16 protein-coding genes and 1 tRNA gene are annotated in these 17,717 nt (G+C 43.6%); 11 read left to right on the top strand and 6 right to left on the bottom strand.

The window, feature by feature from the left end:
• Window positions 1–374: 374 nt before the first annotated feature.
• On the bottom strand, window positions 375–938 hold the full coding sequence (locus tag EAH55_RS31185) for a transposase (protein WP_208644927.1): 564 nt from the start codon (window positions 936–938) through the stop codon (window positions 375–377).
• Entirely contained in the window at window positions 919–1,656 is a 738-nt protein-coding gene (locus EAH55_RS31180; protein WP_208644926.1) for an IS110 family transposase, read from the bottom strand. The genes EAH55_RS31185 and EAH55_RS31180 overlap by 20 nt, the downstream gene beginning before the upstream one ends.
• Before the next feature lie 170 nt (window positions 1,657–1,826).
• On the opposite strand from EAH55_RS31180, the gene EAH55_RS31430 reads away from it, so the two are divergent.
• From EAH55_RS31430 to EAH55_RS24475, 10 genes are all read left to right on the top strand, one after another.
• Window positions 1,827–1,952 carry a hypothetical protein gene (locus EAH55_RS31430; RefSeq protein WP_262707311.1) on the top strand — a complete coding sequence of 42 codons (126 nt, stop codon included), beginning with the start codon at window positions 1,827–1,829 and terminating at the stop codon, window positions 1,950–1,952.
• 61 nt (window positions 1,953–2,013) lie between these two features.
• Window positions 2,014–2,283 (top strand): hypothetical protein, encoded by a 270-nt coding sequence (locus EAH55_RS24515; RefSeq protein WP_162997019.1) that lies wholly within the window; start codon window positions 2,014–2,016, stop codon window positions 2,281–2,283.
• A gap of 282 nt (window positions 2,284–2,565) precedes the next feature.
• Window positions 2,566–2,748 (top strand): hypothetical protein, encoded by a 183-nt coding sequence (locus tag EAH55_RS31050; protein WP_162997018.1) that lies wholly within the window; start codon window positions 2,566–2,568, stop codon window positions 2,746–2,748.
• Window positions 2,749–2,812: 64 nt separating this feature from the next.
• Window positions 2,813–6,298 carry an RHS repeat domain-containing protein gene (locus tag EAH55_RS24505; RefSeq protein WP_162997017.1) on the top strand — a complete coding sequence of 1,162 codons (3,486 nt, stop codon included), beginning with the start codon at window positions 2,813–2,815 and terminating at the stop codon, window positions 6,296–6,298.
• A gap of 20 nt (window positions 6,299–6,318) precedes the next feature.
• Entirely contained in the window at window positions 6,319–7,023 is a 705-nt protein-coding gene (locus EAH55_RS24500; protein ID WP_121811970.1) for a hypothetical protein, read from the top strand.
• A gap of 4 nt (window positions 7,024–7,027) precedes the next feature.
• Entirely contained in the window at window positions 7,028–8,077 is a 1,050-nt protein-coding gene (locus EAH55_RS24495; protein ID WP_121811969.1) for a hypothetical protein, read from the top strand.
• A complete protein-coding gene (locus EAH55_RS24490) occupies window positions 8,074–8,958 on the top strand; it encodes an AAA family ATPase (RefSeq protein ID WP_121811968.1) in 885 nt (294 codons plus the stop codon). Before EAH55_RS24495 ends, EAH55_RS24490 begins: the two co-directional genes overlap by 4 nt.
• 31 nt (window positions 8,959–8,989) lie before the next feature.
• Complete coding sequence (locus EAH55_RS24485) at window positions 8,990–12,736, top strand: DUF6443 domain-containing protein (RefSeq protein WP_121811967.1); 3,747 nt, start codon at window positions 8,990–8,992, stop codon at window positions 12,734–12,736.
• 1 nt (window position 12,737) lies between these two features.
• Window positions 12,738–13,505 carry a hypothetical protein gene (locus EAH55_RS24480; RefSeq protein ID WP_121811966.1) on the top strand — a complete coding sequence of 256 codons (768 nt, stop codon included), beginning with the start codon at window positions 12,738–12,740 and terminating at the stop codon, window positions 13,503–13,505.
• On the top strand, window positions 13,502–13,696 hold the full coding sequence (locus EAH55_RS24475) for a hypothetical protein (protein WP_121811965.1): 195 nt from the start codon (window positions 13,502–13,504) through the stop codon (window positions 13,694–13,696). The genes EAH55_RS24480 and EAH55_RS24475 overlap by 4 nt, the downstream gene beginning before the upstream one ends.
• Before the next feature lie 50 nt (window positions 13,697–13,746).
• Here EAH55_RS24475 and EAH55_RS24470 read toward each other — a convergent pair whose 3' ends face one another.
• Entirely contained in the window at window positions 13,747–14,100 is a 354-nt protein-coding gene (locus EAH55_RS24470) for a helix-turn-helix domain-containing protein (protein WP_121811964.1), read from the bottom strand.
• 144 nt (window positions 14,101–14,244) lie between these two features.
• Here EAH55_RS24470 and EAH55_RS24465 point away from each other — a divergent pair, with 144 nt between their 5' ends.
• The gene (locus tag EAH55_RS24465) at window positions 14,245–15,021 is read left to right on the top strand and encodes a P-loop NTPase family protein (protein WP_121811963.1); all 777 of its coding nucleotides are present in this window, start codon (window positions 14,245–14,247) and stop codon (window positions 15,019–15,021) included.
• 109 nt (window positions 15,022–15,130) lie between these two features.
• On the opposite strand, the gene EAH55_RS24460 is transcribed toward EAH55_RS24465, so the two are convergent.
• From EAH55_RS24460 to EAH55_RS24450, 3 genes are all read right to left on the bottom strand, one after another.
• Window positions 15,131–16,324, bottom strand: coding sequence for a site-specific integrase (locus EAH55_RS24460; protein ID WP_317127600.1), 1,194 nt, complete (start codon window positions 16,322–16,324; stop codon window positions 15,131–15,133).
• Window positions 16,325–16,548: 224 nt separating this feature from the next.
• Window positions 16,549–16,635, bottom strand: a tRNA-Ser gene (locus EAH55_RS24455).
• A gap of 98 nt (window positions 16,636–16,733) precedes the next feature.
• Complete coding sequence (locus EAH55_RS24450) at window positions 16,734–17,714, bottom strand: YihY/virulence factor BrkB family protein (protein WP_112566793.1); 981 nt, start codon at window positions 17,712–17,714, stop codon at window positions 16,734–16,736.
• Between the last annotated feature and the right edge of the window lie 3 nt (window positions 17,715–17,717).

Here is a 17,717-nt window from a genome sequence, read left to right as displayed (position 1 = left end):
CGCATGATTAACCATCTCTTTCCATTCCACATGAACTCTCACATGCTATAAAACTTGTGTACCACCAGTCAATTGAATCCTATTTTCAACGAAAACGGATAAAAAGGACAGCGAAGGTGTTGCCCGCGACAAGAAAGACTGCTGTCATATCCGCAAAAGACTACGGCATAAACGGCCGCCTCCCCAAAGGGTCCCGTCCAATTATTCCGTTTCCTTTTTGCCTGGTGCGGGCACACTGGTTTGCTTTCTTTTTTTCCGTTTTTTCTTTTGAAAAATTAAGTTTTTTGTTCTTTGAAATAGTTTAATAAAACGCCAGATAATTAAATTTTCTTCTGCGTGCTCATGGCAACAAGTGTTTGTTCTAGCGTTCGGTGTCAATTTCTTTTTGGGGTTACCTTTGTCCATCCAGTAAAAGTCGACCTTTGTAATTGGATAGCGGTTATTTCAACCGACACACCCAAAATCCTTAATTTATCCAAGTAGGACTGTACCTGATTGGTTTTTCGTCGTGCATCCACATAGTCATAGCCTAATTCTTTGTAGGCTACTTTATCTTTAATAATATGGTAGGCTGCAATTAGAATCTTGTGGCAAACAGCTATAAGTGCTCGCTTTTCCCTTCTGCCAACCAGGCTCTCATATTTTCTTCGCAGATAACAGTCTTTAACCCGTGTAGCAGACCATGCACATTCGACTAGTGTTGGTTTAAGATACTGATTGCCCTTGGTAATTCTGCCCGACATGATACGTCCCGCACTTTCATTATTACCGGGGCATATACCGGCCCAGGATGCTAAGTGATGAACAGTTGGAAATGTGCTCATATCTGCACCGATTTTAGAAAGCAGGCAGGCGGCACTTATACTGTTATGCCTGGGATAGTTTGCAACATTGCTAATTCTGTCCTTTAAGGGCTGGCTATACTTGTATTTGCGCATCAATCATATCGATCTTGCTCATCATAGCATACAAGTTTTGCCTGATAGTGGTTAACATATACTTGTGATGTACAGTCAGTTTGCCCATTAGTGATTCCCGCAGGATATCTTTCTTTTTCTGAATGCGGCCGTGGCATAACTGATACAAGGTGTCAAAGTCGGTCGTGTCATTTAATAATGCATCGATCAGTTTCATGCCTGATATGCCGAAAATGTCAGTTATAACATTGCTGATCTTGAAATTGGCATCCTGTAAAATACGTTCCAAGCGATTTCGATCGGCTGTGGCTTGCCGAACTAACTTCTTGCGGTAGCGGGTAAGGTCACGCAGATTCCGAATCACTTTACAGGGGATAAAGCTTGCTTTAAGCAAGCCGCTTAATAGCAGTTTTGCTAACCAATGGCTGTCTTTCTTATCTGTCTTATGGCCGGGTATGTTTTTTACATGGCTGGCATTGATCAGGATAACCTCGAAGTCGTCTTCAAGAATGTTACATATAGGCTTCCAGTAAATCCCAGGGCTTTCCATGGCAAGGTGCGTAACCCCAACTGACAATAGCCATTCGCGCAATTTGTATAAATCGTTCGTATAGGTGGTATAAGTGCGTGTTTCGATCGAAACGCCAACGCCTGAACCGGTGGCAACTACCGTGTCTCTGTGTACATCCATGCCACAACCCCTTTCAATTATCTGAGGAAACGATACTTCGTGCTTCATAACAAAATCTATTGAGTAAATCACAAAGGTAGCGCGCCATCACCGACATGCTTTTTCATGTGTGTTTGTGACCAGATGTTTTGTCATGACTATTTCTTTTGAAAATAATTATCAAGCAAAGGCTCCGGAAAGAAAGGGAAACAGAAAACAAATTTTTAAACCATTTAAAAATGAAAACCGCAGAAAAAAATGGTACAGCATCCCAAGGTATTGCAACAAAAGCAAACGAAGCAACAAACGGAATTTCAAACCGCCCAAGCTTAACAGGAAAGGAGGCCAAAGATGCAACCACATAAGATCAAGCACCTGCCCAAGCTCCACAAACCGGGAGCGCCGAAGCTGCCACCGCCAAGGCCAGTGGTCCAGCTGCAATGGATAACCAACCCGCAAACCCTGCACCCGGAACAGGAAGTAAGCCACGAAACGGAAAACTCAACACTCAAAAACAGCGAACAGATAAAACCCGAACTACCTAAGAAACCGGCTTTGAACTTAGAACAAACTTTAAGGTCTGTCGGTGACCTGCACCGCTTGAGCGTTCAGCGATACACCGCTTGGCCTGGCACTGGGGCATTTTTGGAGTTCGACTACAACAACTGCCGGGTATGCATGGTGCTTGGGAACTGATGCCATTACTGATACTCGTGACAAGTTTCTTATCTCCGGTTATGCGACTGTGTGTTCGGTGCGGAGCTTTTAATACCCTGTTTAAAATATGCAAGCAGAGTATATTGTAATTCCATTGATGTAGTAATAATTGAATAATATTTGAGGGGAATCAGTGTTTATACGGAGTCATTTACAGTTAAAACACCTATTTATTTTCTTGAATTTTTATAACTATCTTCGGTAGCGACTTAATACTATTTGTAAAAACTATCTGCAAATAAATCTAATCTGCTTATCACAATGATCAAAACAAGGCGTCCTGGCATATTTATGCTTCGTTTGCTCTATCAGAATTTAAATGACCTGTTGCGCAAACCAAATATGGTCTCTAAAATCGACCGCGTCACAATGCTTTTGACGCAACCTCTTTATACTGGCTTTGCAAAAAACAACGTTGGCTTTCGTGGCGCCGTTACGCTATAACAAGCATAGCATTCATCCACTCGTTTGACATTAAATCACTATAGGAATTTATTAATATAATCTCATGCATAAAAAACTGTACCTCTTGGTGCTGGCGTGTTCTTTACTCTTTAAAGCGAACGCCCAGTCATTAGCTGAAATCAATGCCCCCAGGATAACTCCTCCCCCCCCGGAAGCAGCCGCTTTGGGTAAATACGGACAAATTCCCGTTGATAAGAGTACCGGAATACCATCTATCTCGATTCCGCTATATGAAATTAGTACTCCGCGATTTAAAGTCCCTCTTTCCTTATCGTACCATGCCTCTGGGGTAAAAGTTGATGAAATGGCAACCTGGGTGGGCACCGGATGGTCGTTAAATGCAGGAGGAGTAATTACCCGGAGCATTGTCAACATGCCAGATGATTATGGCGGCTTTCTCTCGACAACATTGAAAACCACTGCACAGATTTACAACACCAATGATGAAAATTATGTTAAGGAAGCAACAAACCACACCGCAGGATATGATACTCAGCCGGATAATTTCTTCTACAATTTCCTTGACAAATCTGGCGCATTTGTGTTTGGGGCCGATAAACAGCCGGTAATTACACCCTATAAACCGATAAAGATCCAGTTCACAACAAATGCTAATCCGATGCTTGGCTCTTTCAAGGTGCTTGATGAAAATGGTAATACGTATATTTTCAACGACACAGAAAAAACAGCAAGCAGCATCAGTGAAACCCTTACCGGGGTCTCAAGCTGGTACCTGAGTCAAATGATATCCGCCGACAAGTCTGACACAGTGAAATTCATTTATCAGAATGACCCTCAGGGCTATAATCAATACTCGTATAGCTTCAGCCAAAATTATGGCACGTTGTATAACGATAATGGGTGCGGTGCAGTGCAATTATGGCCAATGAATAAGTCAATGAACATTAGCAGCCCCATAGCACCGCTGTATATCAAAACAATTTTATTCAAAAACGGCAAAGTTGATTTCGTAACCAAAAGTGGTCGGTTAGACGGCATGCATTTGTCCCTCGATTCGGTGATTGTTTCAAATTACAACTACAAACTGAAACAATATAGTCGGCTCAAAAGCTTTAAGATACACACCGGATATTTTTATAGCAACCTGGATCTGCCGACAGGAAACCAGTTCAATACTGGCAGTAAATACCGGTTACGGCTGGACAGTCTTGCAGAAAACGATGCGACTAATGCCCGGGTCAACGTGCATAAATTTGATTATGATCCTGTTAGCCCTCCTCCCGTAAACTTCTTCGCGCAGGATTATTGGGGATATTATAATGGAAAATATGGCAATAAAACCCTTTTACCAGCATTACAACAATATGGTACGGGCAATACGGTCTATACCGTCGGCGGTTCTGAAGGAGCTGACAGGACACCCGATCCTAACTATATGAAGGCCGGGATGTTAGAAAAGATCACTTACCCAACTAAGGGGTATACTACCTTTACCTACGAACCGCATAAATTCACGTACCTTTATCAAACACCTACTCAAAACACCTATTCCGCCGCTTCCGCCGGCTACTATCACGAAACCCAGGCAACCCTCTTTACTACTGATGCGACTGCCGTAACTGCTACTGTGACCGTGTTGCTAAAGCACACCAGTGGATTTCCCGGATCGTTGCCGGAAACGCCGTATGTGCAGATTGTAAAGGTCTCAAACGGTGCTGTGTTATACAATCAATACGCGAACTACAGTACTGATATAAACACGACTTTTTCTTTCCCATTGGAGGCCAATACCCAATACAAGCTATATTCACTGGCCCGCGGAGGTAATATGTCCATGAGTACCGATGTGATTCCCACCGCCAATATTAGTATTACCTATGCCGGACCACCTAGCAGTGTACCAACGATCATGGCAGGAGGCGGCCTGCGCATCAACGCCATAAAGCACTATACCAATTCAGGCAGTCTGGCATCGTCGGAGACGTATCAGTATGGGCCAGGGAACAACGGTATAGGTGATATCATGGGCGGGCGTTTGCAATTTGTCAATACCACCACAAGGACCTTTTATAATCAGTACTATCCGGCTGGCAGTTCAACATATGATGTCTGTACGGGCTCAAATATTACTTACTCAAGCAGCTCTGTTTATTCGTTGTCTTCGCTTAGCGGAAGTCCTGTGAGCTATTCCGGTGTTACTGTATTCCAGGGTGATAGTGTCACAAATGCAGGTAAAAGCGTATATGCATACACCTCGTTTCCGGATAGCCTCTTAACTGTAGATCAGGCGTATCAAAACGGAGTAAAGCCTATCGCGGTGGGGTGGAAGAACGGGCAGCTGTCTTATGAAGCGCATTACAGAAACGCTGGGAGCAATCAGTACCTGTTGGTGCAAGAGAAGTATAACGACTATTATAATTACGCCCGTACGGCAGGACTCGGAGTATATATCGGACAGCGGTTTGAGTTGCGTAATATCAATACCTATGCATTGCCCAATAATCCATTGGCAAATTATTGCTTTTTCGATTATCCGGTCTCTTCCGGTAGCCGTGTACCGAAGCAAACTATCACCATCAATTACGATACAGATGGCATAAAAAAATTGGTGCAGGACACTGTTAACTACTATTATGACAATTTAAATCACGTCTTTCCAACACGGATTATACAAAAAAGTAGTAGAAGTGAAACGCTGCAAAAACAGATCAGTTACCCGCAGGATATGGTTAATGCAAGTAAAGATCCAACCGGGATTTATACAACGATGACAACAGCCAACATGATTAGTCCAACCATTGAGTTTACCGAGTCAAAAAACGGCACGCAGTTAATGAAGTCAAAGACCAATTATGCCCTTACAAATAATGTAATAGAACCCCAAACGGTCGAACTACAAACCATGGCTAATCCTTCAGAAGTACGGTTGAATTATCAAAAGTATGACACCAAAGGCAATCTGTTAACCGTCTCCAAACAAGGAGGGCCAACCCAACGATATATTTGGGATTATCAAAAAGCGTTTCCGATAGCACAGAGTATCAATGCTGGCACTGACACCATTGCATTTACCAGCTTTGAGGCTGACGGTACGGGGAATTGGACTATTGCTTCTACGCAACGCGACGGTACGACAGCCTCTACAGGTGTTAGGTCTTACAATCTCTCCAATGGAAACATTACCAAAAGCGGCCTAACGGCTGCAAACGTTTACGTCGTGACATATTGGACGCGAAACGCCTCACCGTTAACGATTGCAGGAACTACAAGTGGATATCCCATTAAAGGCAGTACAACTAATGGGTGGACATATTACGAACATCAAGTAACTGGACAAACAACGGTAACAGTTTCAGGAGCTGGGAATATAGATGAGTTACGACTTTATCCCAAAGGAGCACAAATGTCTACCTATACTTTTGCGCCATTCATCGGAATTACTAGTGCCACTGACCCAAAAGGAGAGACGATATTTTACGAATATGATAACTTCCTGCGATTACAAAATATCAGGGATAAAGACCAAAATATAATCAAGCATTACGATTACCACTACATCGGACAATAACCGTTTTAAAGACCAATCACGTGAAAACACTATTTATATCTGCCATTCTGTTGGTGGCCTGTTGCTCACATTTACACGCTCAAAATACTTTCCCATCTACAGGAAATGTCGGAGTAGGAACGACCGGGCCTGCCGCCGTTTTAACAGTAACCAATGCGACCCCGGTAATTCAGTTATTCGACAAAGATGTTAATCCACATGATGGAAGTAGTTTGGGAAAATTGGCTTTTGGTTCCGGGGCCAACGAATTGGCATCCATTGATGCAATGCGGTTTTCAACTAATTACGATGATGTCACTAATATCTTATTTAGAACAAGCTGGGCGACTGGAGCCGGAGGGGACGGCGCAAATATCGAGCGAATGAGAATCAGTTATACCGGCAATGTAGGTATCGGTATAGCCAATCCTCAAAACAAGCTGGACGTAAATGGCACAATTCATTCCAAGGTTGTCTTGATCGACCTGAATGGATGGCAAGATCGTGTGTTTAAAAAAGAGTATCAGTTGTTGCCGTTAACAGAGGTCAAAACATACATCGACAAAAACCAACACTTGCCAGAAATCCCTTCGGAACAGGACATGATCAAAAACGGGCTTGACGTGGGAGAGATGAACAAGCTGTTGATGAAAAAGGTGGAAGAACTGACGCTATATCTTATAGAACTAAAAACCGAAGTGAGCCAACTCCAAAAACAAATCAAAACACCAGTTAAATCTAATTAATCCTATGAAAATATTTTCACTTTTATTGCTGGCAGGAAGTTTATTCATGGTATGCTCAGCCAATGCGCAAACCAAGACGGTGACAGTCGATGCGAATGACGTGCTAAATAACAATACAAAGATTGTCGCGCAGACCTCTTCTGGACAGGTTTTCTTTACGGGCCACCAAATTGGGACAGGCTATTATTATCCCGCGGGCATCTTTCGTGCTATTACTGACAATAATAACAATGCAGCCAATTACTATTTTGACGGTATAACGAACGGTACAACCAATTTTAGTGTGAGGGCTGATGGACAGGGTTATTTTGCGGGGAATTTAGGAATTGGCAACTCCAATCCTGATGCCAAACTAACAGTATACTCGCCTATACCATTGGGCGGTGTCGCTAAAAACGCAGTACTAGTAAGTTCAATTGGCGGCACCTCGGGTACCAACTACTTCAAAAATAACTTGTGGCTGGTAAGAAATTCTGCCGGGAGCGATTGGGTTACTGCCCGGCTACACGATGGCATTTCTATTGATGTGTCATTTTTAAACCCGCAAACAAATACCAGAACATGGTGGGAAAGAGATCCGAATCAGGATGTTCAATCATGGGGAACATCAGCCAATACGTATATGACGATTGTTCAAGGCAATGTAGGCATTGGTATAACTAACCCAGCGAATAAACTGGATGTTAACGGCACAATACATTCTAAATCGGTATTGATTGACCTGAATGGCTGGGCGGATTATGTATTTAAGCCGACGTATCAACTCCGTCCGTTAACAGAAGTAAAAACTTTTATCGATCAACATAAGCATTTACCAGAAATTCCTTCCGAACAAGAGATTGTTAAGGATGGATTGAACCTTGGGGAAATGAATAAGCTGTTAATGAAAAAGATAGAGGAACTAACGCTGTACCTGATAGAGAAAGACAAGGTGGAAAAGGAGCAAAAGAAAATCAATCAAAATTACGCTACTCAAATAGAAACGCTTACCCAACATCTCGAATTACTGACTAATCAACTTAATGCCTTCAAATCACAAACTTCAAACAAATGAAAAAGCTATATCTGGCCTTATCCGCATTGCTGTTTTCGGTAAGCGCCTTCGCGCAAAATACATTTCCCGCCGGTGGAAACGTTGGAATTGGAACCTCAAGCCCAACAAGTGGATTGGAAGTACATACAGAAGGTTCGAATGTGAATGATGGGGCGCTATTTCTGGTCGGTGGAGTCAATGCCGGGTTTGGCGGGGGCGCTACTTTGGCCGGAATCAAGACCATTGCGGGCGACGGCGGACAATACAACCTGTTCAAAGTTCAAAATGCCGCGGGTCTTAAATTCCTGATCAATGGGTTGGGCAATGTTGGCATAGGTACGGGATCACCGCAAACCAAATTAGATGTTGTAGGCGGCATTACTGCATCTGGCGAGTCCCATTATTATTTGGGCAGCTATGTTGATCCGCTTGTTGGTGCTGGGTTTGCAATAAAGGTGGGATCAAGCGGCATCGCAGTAAACGGAAACTCCGTTTTTAACGACGGTATCAGTATCGGTACGAGTACTTTACCTACAGGTTACAAGTTTGCAGTAAATGGTGGTGTAATCGCGAGTACCGTAACTATTAAACTCTATTCCCAATGGCCTGATTATGTTTTTAAACTAAACTATCAACTTCCATCTTTAACAGAAGTTAAAACCTATATCGACAAGAACCAGCATTTGCCTGAAATTCCCTCAGAGCAGGAGATCGCCAAAGCCGGCCTGAATCTTGGCGAGATGAATAAGCTCCTGATGAAGAAAGTGGAAGAGCTGACGTTGTACGCGATAGAGAACGAGCAAAAGGATAAGGAAAAAGACAAACTGCTTACGACACTCCAGAAACAGATCGACGCGCTAAAAGAGCAACTGACGGCTGTTCAAAAGGAAATAAAAAAATAACCCAACCTGATCACACTTTAATACCAAAGGCATGAAAAGAAATGCTTACCACAAAAGCTATTTTGCGGTTTGTTTGCTGCTATTGCTGCTCATAGGCAGCATGCGCGCATCGGCACAAACCTACCTGGCACCGCCGGTAACGTTAACTACCGCACCGGCACCAGGTTCTTATTATAACAACACGGGCATCACGCTGACCCCAAACTTCAGTTTCACAGCAGCATCTGGTAGCAGCTTGAATTTTTACATTACAGCTCAAGATTGCGTTCCTCAAACAATAGCGCTGAGCAATACCCAGAACTATATCCTAACCTCGGTGCCACGGACAAAGGGTTTGACAAGCAATACCATGCTTGCCGGCCGGATGACCTGCGAGCTGATGCAGACGGTACAATATATAGACGGGCTGGGCAGGCCGCTGCAAACCATACAGATCAAAGGCTCGCCGTTGAAAAAAGATCTTGTGCAGGCATTTGCGTATGACCCGTACGGGCGGGAAGCGATGAAATACCTGCCGTATGCGGCCACCACTACCGACGGCAGTTATAAAAGCGACGCTCTGACCGGGGCGCTCACCACTTTTTATAACCCTGGCAATACCGGAGCTACCCAGCAAACCAATGGTATACCCAATACCTCGTATCCATTCGCGCAAACAGGCTTTGAGCCCTCGCCGCTGAACCGGGTGATTGAGCAGGGAGCGCCGGGGGTGGCCTGGCAGCTGGGCACAACACCCGATGCCGGCAGCAGCAGCCACTCGGTAAGGATGGTATTTACTACCAATGACCAGAGCAGCACTTTTAATACGGCAGTAACAGGAAACAACGGTAGCCGGATAGCAGCGTTGTATACAGCTGGCATCAACACCAATCAAAGCCGTACCTTAAGCCGGGCAGGCAACAATGCCACCTACAGCCCCAACCAATTATCGGTTACCATTACGCGTAATGAAAACTGGCAACCGGCAAATGGTTGTTTTAACACCACCGAAGAGTATAAGGACAAGGAAGGGCACGTGGTACTGAAACGTACTTATAACATCAAGGGCACGACAGCCGAAGAGCTCTCGACCTATTATGTGTATGACGATCTGGGCAACCTGAGCTTTGTATTGCCACCGGGAGCCAATCCGGATGCCCCGGCAGTTATTTCCCAAACAACGCTTGATAACCGCTGCTACCAGTACCGTTATGATGCCAGGAACAGGCTGGTGCAAAAGAAGGTGCCGGGCAAAGGCTGGGAGTATACAATCTACAATAAACTCGATCAGCCGGTTGCAACCCAGGATTCGGTGCAGCGGATGAAATCACCGCAGGAATGGATGATCACTAAATATGACGCGATAGGCAGAACGGTGCTCACCGGCATTTATCAGCATACAGGCAGTACAGCGGGAACGGATATCCATGCCACGATCCAGGGGCTTGTTGATGGCCAGGCGGCGCAATGGGAAACGCCTGTAAACACCGGCAACGGTTATACCACCAACAGCTGGCCGGGTACCAACCTGGCAACCACGCTAAGTGTGAACTATTATGACAGCTATACCGGTATCCCAAGCTTTCCCGGGGCCTATGACCAAACGGCTAATCCCGCGTTCAGCAAACAAACCACAGGGCTGCTTACCGCTTCCAAAACATTGGTGCTGAATACTACCGGAGACTATTTGTGGAGCGTGCCGTACTATGATAACGAAGGGCAAGTGGTCAAATCATTCACACAGCATTATGTGGGCGGAGGCTCATCGCTGAGCATGTATAACTATGATGCCGACAGCACGGTATATAACTTTGTTAAACAGCCCACGCTGGTACAACGGAAGCATTACCTGAAAAACACCAATGGCACTGCCGGTGTGCTTACCCTGACCGAACGGAGCAGTTATACCTATGACCACATGGGGCGTAAGCTAAATACGATTCACCAGCTACAGGATGGCAGTAATGCTGCGCAGGATTCGGTGATCCTGACCCGGAGTGATTATAACGAAGTTGCCCAGCTAAAAACAAAAGGGCTGCATTCAAAGAACGGTGGAACAACCTACCTGCAAACCATCGACTACCGTTATAACCCGAGGGGCTGGCTGAGCAGTATCAACAATGCCAACCTGAACAGCGATGGCGGCCTGACCAACAACGACAGCAATGATAAGTTTGGCGAGGAGCTGAGCTATGACGGTGCTACCACGGCAGCCAAACAATACGGCGGCAATATTGCCACCGCGGTTTGGAAATCGGCACCAATTGTTATCGGCGGAACAACCATAACACCGGTTAAACAAACCTATGATTACGGCTACGATAACCTGAACCGGCTTCGCTCGGCGGTATCCACCAGCAGCACGGCTAAAGATAACCTGTACGGGGAGAACGTGACCTATGACAATATGGGTAACATTACTAACCTGGGCAGGTATGATAACATTCCTGGTCAGGGCAGAAAGCAGATCGATACGCTGACCTATACGTATAACCATTACCAGGTAAATCAGGTAGATGATGCTTCAACCTATTCCGGGCTGTTCGGTTTCCAGGACCCGGTGAAGGTAGCGAATGAATATACCTATGATGGTAACGGCAATGAGCTGAAAGACCAGAACAAAGGGATCAGCAGTATTACCTACAATATGCTCAACCTGCCGCAAACCATCAACAAGACGGATGGCAGCACAGTGACCTACGTGTACAGCGCGGCAGGCAACAAGCTAAGAAAGATATTGGTAGCAGGCGGTAACACCACAACCACCGAATACGAGAACGGTATAGAGTATGACAACAGCACCAATACCATCGCGTTTATCCAGACCGAGGAGGGCCGGGCAAGAAAAAGCGGCAGCAATTATGTGTACGAGTACGACCTGAAAGACCATTTGGGCAACACCAGGGTAACGCTGACACCTGATCCGAATGACGCTACCCAGCAAACAGCAAAACTGTTACAGATGAATGATTACTATGCCTTTGGGTATGGAATCCAGTCTACACAGCAAACCATTTCTCCTAAAAATGAATATCTTTATAACCATAAGGAGTTGCAGGAAGAGACTGGGCTGTATGATTACGGTGCACGTTTCTACGACCCTGTGATAGCAAGATGGACAACGGTTGATCCGTTTGCGGAGAAAGGAAGAAGGTGGTCGCCTTACGCCTATGTCTTCAATAATCCGATGCGCTTCATTGACCCAGACGGCATGTGGGGTGATATTTATAATCTAAATGGAACCCATGTTGGTAACGATGGCGTAAAAGACGACAAGGTTTATGTTCAAAAGAATAAGGACGATACTCAATTGACAAAGGAACAGTCACTTGCAGCTGAAAAGTCTGGTGCAGTTCAAAAATTAGACATTGGTGAAAAGGAACTTGAACATTTCGCAGCTAACGTATATAATGAAACGCCGGGACTCGGTAAGACAGAAAGTGATAAAGTTGCCAGCGCAATGGTAAATAGGGCGAAATCACATAAACAAAGCATTATGGTGATGCTGAATAATGTAATGTTTAATGGTGATAGCGAGGAAAAGAAGATGTCAGAAACATGGAGAAATACAGATTCTAAAGGAAAATATCCCGGACACAAGTTCCCAATAAGAAACGTTGCAACGAATAATTATCGTGAATTCATGAATACTTCGGTAGATGGCAGAAATAGCGTGCCCGCTTTCAAAACTGCCGTTAGATCAACAGTAATTCAGTTCACCTTTGGTGTTGACTTAGTTAATGGAGATGACTCGTGGCGAGGAGATGGACAGCATAATCATTATTCTAAAGGGAACTAATATGAAAAATATACTCTTAATCTGTATGCTTTTTACATTGGCTAAAAGCCGAGAAATAAGCAGTTTAGCAACAATTGACAATAGTAAAAAACCGAATTATAGCATGATCGTTGATAGTAGCTCTATTATCAACGGTCTTTATAAAAATCTTAAAGTCATTCCTTCGATCGATGGGTATGCATTCAGCTATAAACACACTTACAGCCCCAAAAGTAAAATCATAAAAATTGTGTGTACAAAAAAAATTGATGGCACCAATGTGGAATATGATGTGGAATTGAAAGATACCAAAGGTGTGTACAATCGAAATTCCTTTTCTATAGGGGATGATTATAAATACATCACGAGTTATTTCCTATTTGACGGCATAAAGCTATCTCTTAATAAAGTACATGCCTTAAATAGCGAAGATGACTTTTTAACCCAGATTAGCAATATTTGGAGCGGTGATAAAACCTTTGCCACCACAAAATATTACAGTATCAAAAAAAAGAAGATCATTCTAATCAAAGGAATAGACCCTTTTTGTAATGGACATAATTGTACAGATTATGTGGTTTATGTATTACAAAAAGAGAATGGTAAGGGAAGTGTAAATGCTATACATTTTGATGGCACAAACGGCCCTTATGACTTTAATAACTTCAAATTGTTTTATGATGCGGATGGTGTTAATACAGCCATGTTGATACCTAAAAATAGCCGTCCTGTTAAATCAAAACATGATGTCGATATGTACAAAATCAACTTCGACAGTATAAAAAGATGAAAAGCATAAGCGTAATAATATTGCTAAGCATTGCTTACACCGCAGGAGCACAAACCGTAAAACAGGACAGCGCGCACCGCGCCTACCACTTGATGCATAAAAAAGACCCCAAACAGCATAACCCTTATGCGTTTGCGGACAGTGCAAAAGGCAAAAAGCCAGCGGCAAAGCCAAAGAAAAAAACAAACTGATATCAAATGACGAAGCCCCTGAAAAGGGGCTTTGCTCGTTATATTGGCCTTTACTTGACCAGTTCCTGGATATGCCTTTTCGTGATAAAGGCATCAATAAAAATCTTAACAACCTGCTTATCCTCTGCACTGAACTGTTCCACTTCTTTAAACTGTTTAAGCAACTCCCGGTCGGTCAGTTGCGCCGTTACTGACGCATCGTTCACATCATCATTTACCAGGTAATCGGTCGTAGTATCTAATGCTTTAGCCAGCTTAGAAAGCATGTCAGCTGCGGGCTTGGCCTTGCCTGTCTCATAGCGGCCAATCTGTACATAGGAGTTCAGGCCGACGATCTCGGCAAGCTCTGCTTGCTTCAGTCTTTTTTGGGTACGTAGCTCCCTGATCCGGGTTCCTAAACTCATTATTCCTTTATTCCTATCTCATCAAAAATACTAAGAATGATACATAAAGTGCGTGGTAAAATACAAATGGGTATCACTTGCGTTTCTGCAAATGCCATACTTATTATTGTAAAATAAAAAAGTAGTTATAAAACATCATTTACAATGAATATAGTACCTAAGCTTATTGTTGATAATCCTGAATTGTTGCTTTATATCGATGGCAAATTGCATACAACCGTCCTGGGCGGCATTAAGCTGACCGGCTTTGACCGCTTAAAAGTAACATTGAAGATAGTCAGCGGTAGCAATACTAACAGAGCCTTTCGCCACAACCTCGATCTATACAACAGTGTCCAGGCGGAGCAGTTGATTGAGAAGGCCGCCGATGCGCTGGATGTGGCTGCTGCTGAACTGGCCGGGGCCATCAGCCGCCTGACGACTGCCCTGGAAGACTACCGCTCTGAACGGCTGGAAGCTATGAAGCCTAAGCAGGCAGAAAAGAAACAGCTTACCGAGGCCGAGCGTAAGATCGCCCTGCAATACCTCAAAGCGCCCGGCATGCTCGGACGGACCCGGCAGGCGATCTCGGCCAGCGGCATTATCGGCGAGGAAGTGAACAGCCTGATCGCCTACCTGGTCTATATATCAAGAAAGCGGAATACGCCGCTGCACCTGATGTGCCTGGGGCCGTCCGGCACCGGCAAGACCTGGTTACAGGAAAGGGTCAGCGAACTGATCCCGGAAGAAGATAAGCTGGAGATCACTATGCTGTCCATGAATGCCTTTTACTACTTTGGTAAAGATGAATTGAAGAATAAGTTATTGCTGATCGAGGATATGGACGGCGCTGATAATGTGCTGTACCCGCTCCGGGAACTGCAAAGCAAGCGCCGGATCAGTAAGACGGTGACCCTGAAAGACTGTTTTCACGCGGTATAACTCTGCAAGATCAAAATCAAACATGACCTTTTGATTCCTTACCTGGTAGATGCTATAGATCACTATTTCGTTCGAAATAATATTCATCATTTCATTTTAAATTTAAGTGTTAGACGATAGCTAATTTAGATCTCAGTATTTCCATATCTTCACTTACCCTCGCATCAAGGATTTTTGCATAATGCTGTGTCGTGCGGATATTTTTATGGCCAAGCATTTTAGAAACACTTTCAATAGAAACGCCATTGGCCAGGGTTACAGATGTAGCGAACGTATGTCGGGCGATGTGATAGGTCAGTTCTTTCTTTATTCCGCACAAGTCTGCGATTTCTTTTAGATAGCTATTCATTTTTTGGTTTGATAACACCGGCAACAACCTATCCTTGTGGAGGCATTCAGCGTTATCCTCGTACTTGGACAATATCTTTAATGCGATCGGTAGCAAGGGTATGCGGGAAGGAGAATCCGTTTTTTGTCTGCTAGTAAAGATCCATTGTTGTTTATCAAGTCCAACATTGAGCTCTGATCTTTTGAGTTTCTTGACATCAGCATAAGCCAAGCCTGTAAAACAGCTAAAAAGGAATATATCCCTTACCTGGTTAACCCTTTCGCTGACAAACGCTTTGTCGGCCATAACCTGTATTTCATCCCTCGTGAGGTACTGTCTTACTACTTCTTTTACCTTCGCCTTGTAGTTGATAAATGGGTCTTTATCCAGCCATCCGTTAGCTATACAAATCCTAATTATCTTCTTAAAATTCTTGATGTATTTTACAGCGGTATTATTGCTGCATTTACATTCTGAACGGAGATAATAATCATAAGAGGTTATAAACTCATGATCGATATCAGTAATATCGATATCGCTTTTTTGATATTGCCATTCCATGAAGGCAACCGTGTGTTTTAAGCTGGTCTCATAGCGCTCCAAAGTACCGCTTGCATATTCTTTGCCAACGAGAGACTTAATACGGCGATTGTGTTCTTTAAAAATCGGTACAAGCATCTTTGCGCGTTTAACATCCGGCGTCCCAAGTAATCTATCTCTTAAGTTTGCTGCAGTCAGAGGAACTTTGCCATCAATCATGAGGCGGTGCTCTTCAAAGACTTTTTGTTCCAAGGTTTTGAGATAGTTGTTGAATACGCGAGCTTCATCATTGGTGCCGTTCATCTTTTGAGTGTTTCCATTCCAGCGTTCAGGTTTGATATACCTTCGAGTAGTGAACTCAACACGTTCCCCGGAAACGGTAAGCCGGAGATAAATAGGAGCCGTCCCATTGGTCAGGGTTTTGCTTTTTTTCAAAGAAAAGTTTATACAAACAGTTCTGATCATCGCTTTAACAATTAAAGGTTAATAAATAAACATTTAGCGGTTTAGCGAGACCTAAAATTAGGAGACTGAAACAGGTCCCGCAAGAGGTCTCGATCAGATTGAGAAGCATTGCGTTTGGATGCGTAGCCTGTAAACAAGAAACGCCCCAAATCCTATGATTTGAGGCGTTTTACAAAAACTTTATTCACTTGATGCGGAGAGTTAGGGATTCGAACCCCAGGAACCTTTCACAGTTCAACAGTTTTCAAGACTGCCGCAATCGACCACTCTGCCAACTCTCCGGCGACAAAAGTACAAATCTGAACCGAATTGCCAAATTTGAATTGTACTTTTTTTGATTTAATTAAATAATCTATATAAATTACTGATTAACAGAAAGTTAATTTTTAATCTGAGTGACTTTTTTCGTCCGAAAAGTGTTAAAACGAGGTTTTACGATGCGGATTGTACGCTTGGAAAGCTCCACGGACGCGTTTAATTCGAACCCGATGATCAAAATTAATGAGTTTATATACATCCAGATCATTACTACGATAAGTGTTCCTATCGATCCATAAACTTTATTATATGACGAGAAATTATTGATGTAGTACGAGAAGCCGAGGGAAGTTAAAACCGCCAACGCTGTAGCCAATATAGAACCGGGGTTTACGAAGTTCCACTTCTTTTTGTGTGCAGGCGCATAACGGTACAAGCAACCTATGGTAACAAAAATAATCACCACGATAATCACCCACCTGAACAGCATCACAGGGTATACCCAAAAGTGATTTTCGGAGGCTACGTGCGATTGAATAAACTTAATAATAGATTGTCCCAATATGAGGATAGAAATTGCCAGTAGTAATGCAAAACTTATAGCAACAGTAATACCGGTGGCTACTAAACGGCGTCGGAGCCAGGTCCGCTTATCTTCAATTAACGAAGATTTGTTAAACGCCTTCATAAGGTTAATAACGCCGTTGGTTGCAAAATACAGGGTGGACAGGAAACCGAATGAAAGTAATTTGCCGTTTTGATTGCTCACGATATCAAAAAGGGTTTCCCTGAAGGCCATATAAGCATTTGTAGGCATTACAGAGGCCAGAACCATCATCAGGTTACCCCTGAAATGCTTAATGGGTACATAGGGGATAAGCGTAAACAAAAAGATGGTAGCCGGAAAAATGGCCAGCATAAAACTATAAGCCAACGCGTAAGCCCGGTTAATGAGCGAATTGTTGGTGATTTCCTTAACAAAGAAATCAATAACAGTATAAAGCGGCAACGGCCTGAATCCCGGGATAATGACAGATTTTGTCCACTCGATGATGTACCTGTAGAACCTAAACCGAAGTAAAAAGCGGTGCAGCCATTTCATTTA

Source organism: Mucilaginibacter kameinonensis, from assembly GCF_003675385.1.
Lineage (GTDB): Bacteria > Bacteroidota > Bacteroidia > Sphingobacteriales > Sphingobacteriaceae > Mucilaginibacter > Mucilaginibacter kameinonensis.
The sequence above is the reverse complement of the archived record's forward strand: the minus strand, read 5'-3'. Positions and strand labels throughout refer to the sequence as shown.

Coding starts and splice junctions, on each gene's coding strand:
- EAH55_RS31185 (WP_208644927.1), bottom strand. CDS start 938: ATGCGCAAATACAAGTATAGCCAGCCCTTAAAGGACAGAATTAGCAAT.
- EAH55_RS31180 (WP_208644926.1), bottom strand. CDS start 1,656: ATGAAGCACGAAGTATCGTTTCCTCAGATAATTGAAAGGGGTTGTGGC.
- EAH55_RS31430 (WP_262707311.1), top strand. CDS start 1,827: ATGAAAACCGCAGAAAAAAATGGTACAGCATCCCAAGGTATTGCAACA.
- EAH55_RS31050 (WP_162997018.1), top strand. CDS start 2,566: ATGATCAAAACAAGGCGTCCTGGCATATTTATGCTTCGTTTGCTCTAT.
- EAH55_RS24505 (WP_162997017.1), top strand. CDS start 2,813: ATGCATAAAAAACTGTACCTCTTGGTGCTGGCGTGTTCTTTACTCTTT.
- EAH55_RS24495 (WP_121811969.1), top strand. CDS start 7,028: ATGAAAATATTTTCACTTTTATTGCTGGCAGGAAGTTTATTCATGGTA.
- EAH55_RS24490 (WP_121811968.1), top strand. CDS start 8,074: ATGAAAAAGCTATATCTGGCCTTATCCGCATTGCTGTTTTCGGTAAGC.
- EAH55_RS24485 (WP_121811967.1), top strand. CDS start 8,990: ATGAAAAGAAATGCTTACCACAAAAGCTATTTTGCGGTTTGTTTGCTG.
- EAH55_RS24480 (WP_121811966.1), top strand. CDS start 12,738: ATGAAAAATATACTCTTAATCTGTATGCTTTTTACATTGGCTAAAAGC.
- EAH55_RS24475 (WP_121811965.1), top strand. CDS start 13,502: ATGAAAAGCATAAGCGTAATAATATTGCTAAGCATTGCTTACACCGCA.
- EAH55_RS24470 (WP_121811964.1), bottom strand. CDS start 14,100: ATGAGTTTAGGAACCCGGATCAGGGAGCTACGTACCCAAAAAAGACTG.
- EAH55_RS24465 (WP_121811963.1), top strand. CDS start 14,245: ATGAATATAGTACCTAAGCTTATTGTTGATAATCCTGAATTGTTGCTT.
- EAH55_RS24450 (WP_112566793.1), bottom strand. CDS start 17,714: ATGAAATGGCTGCACCGCTTTTTACTTCGGTTTAGGTTCTACAGGTAC.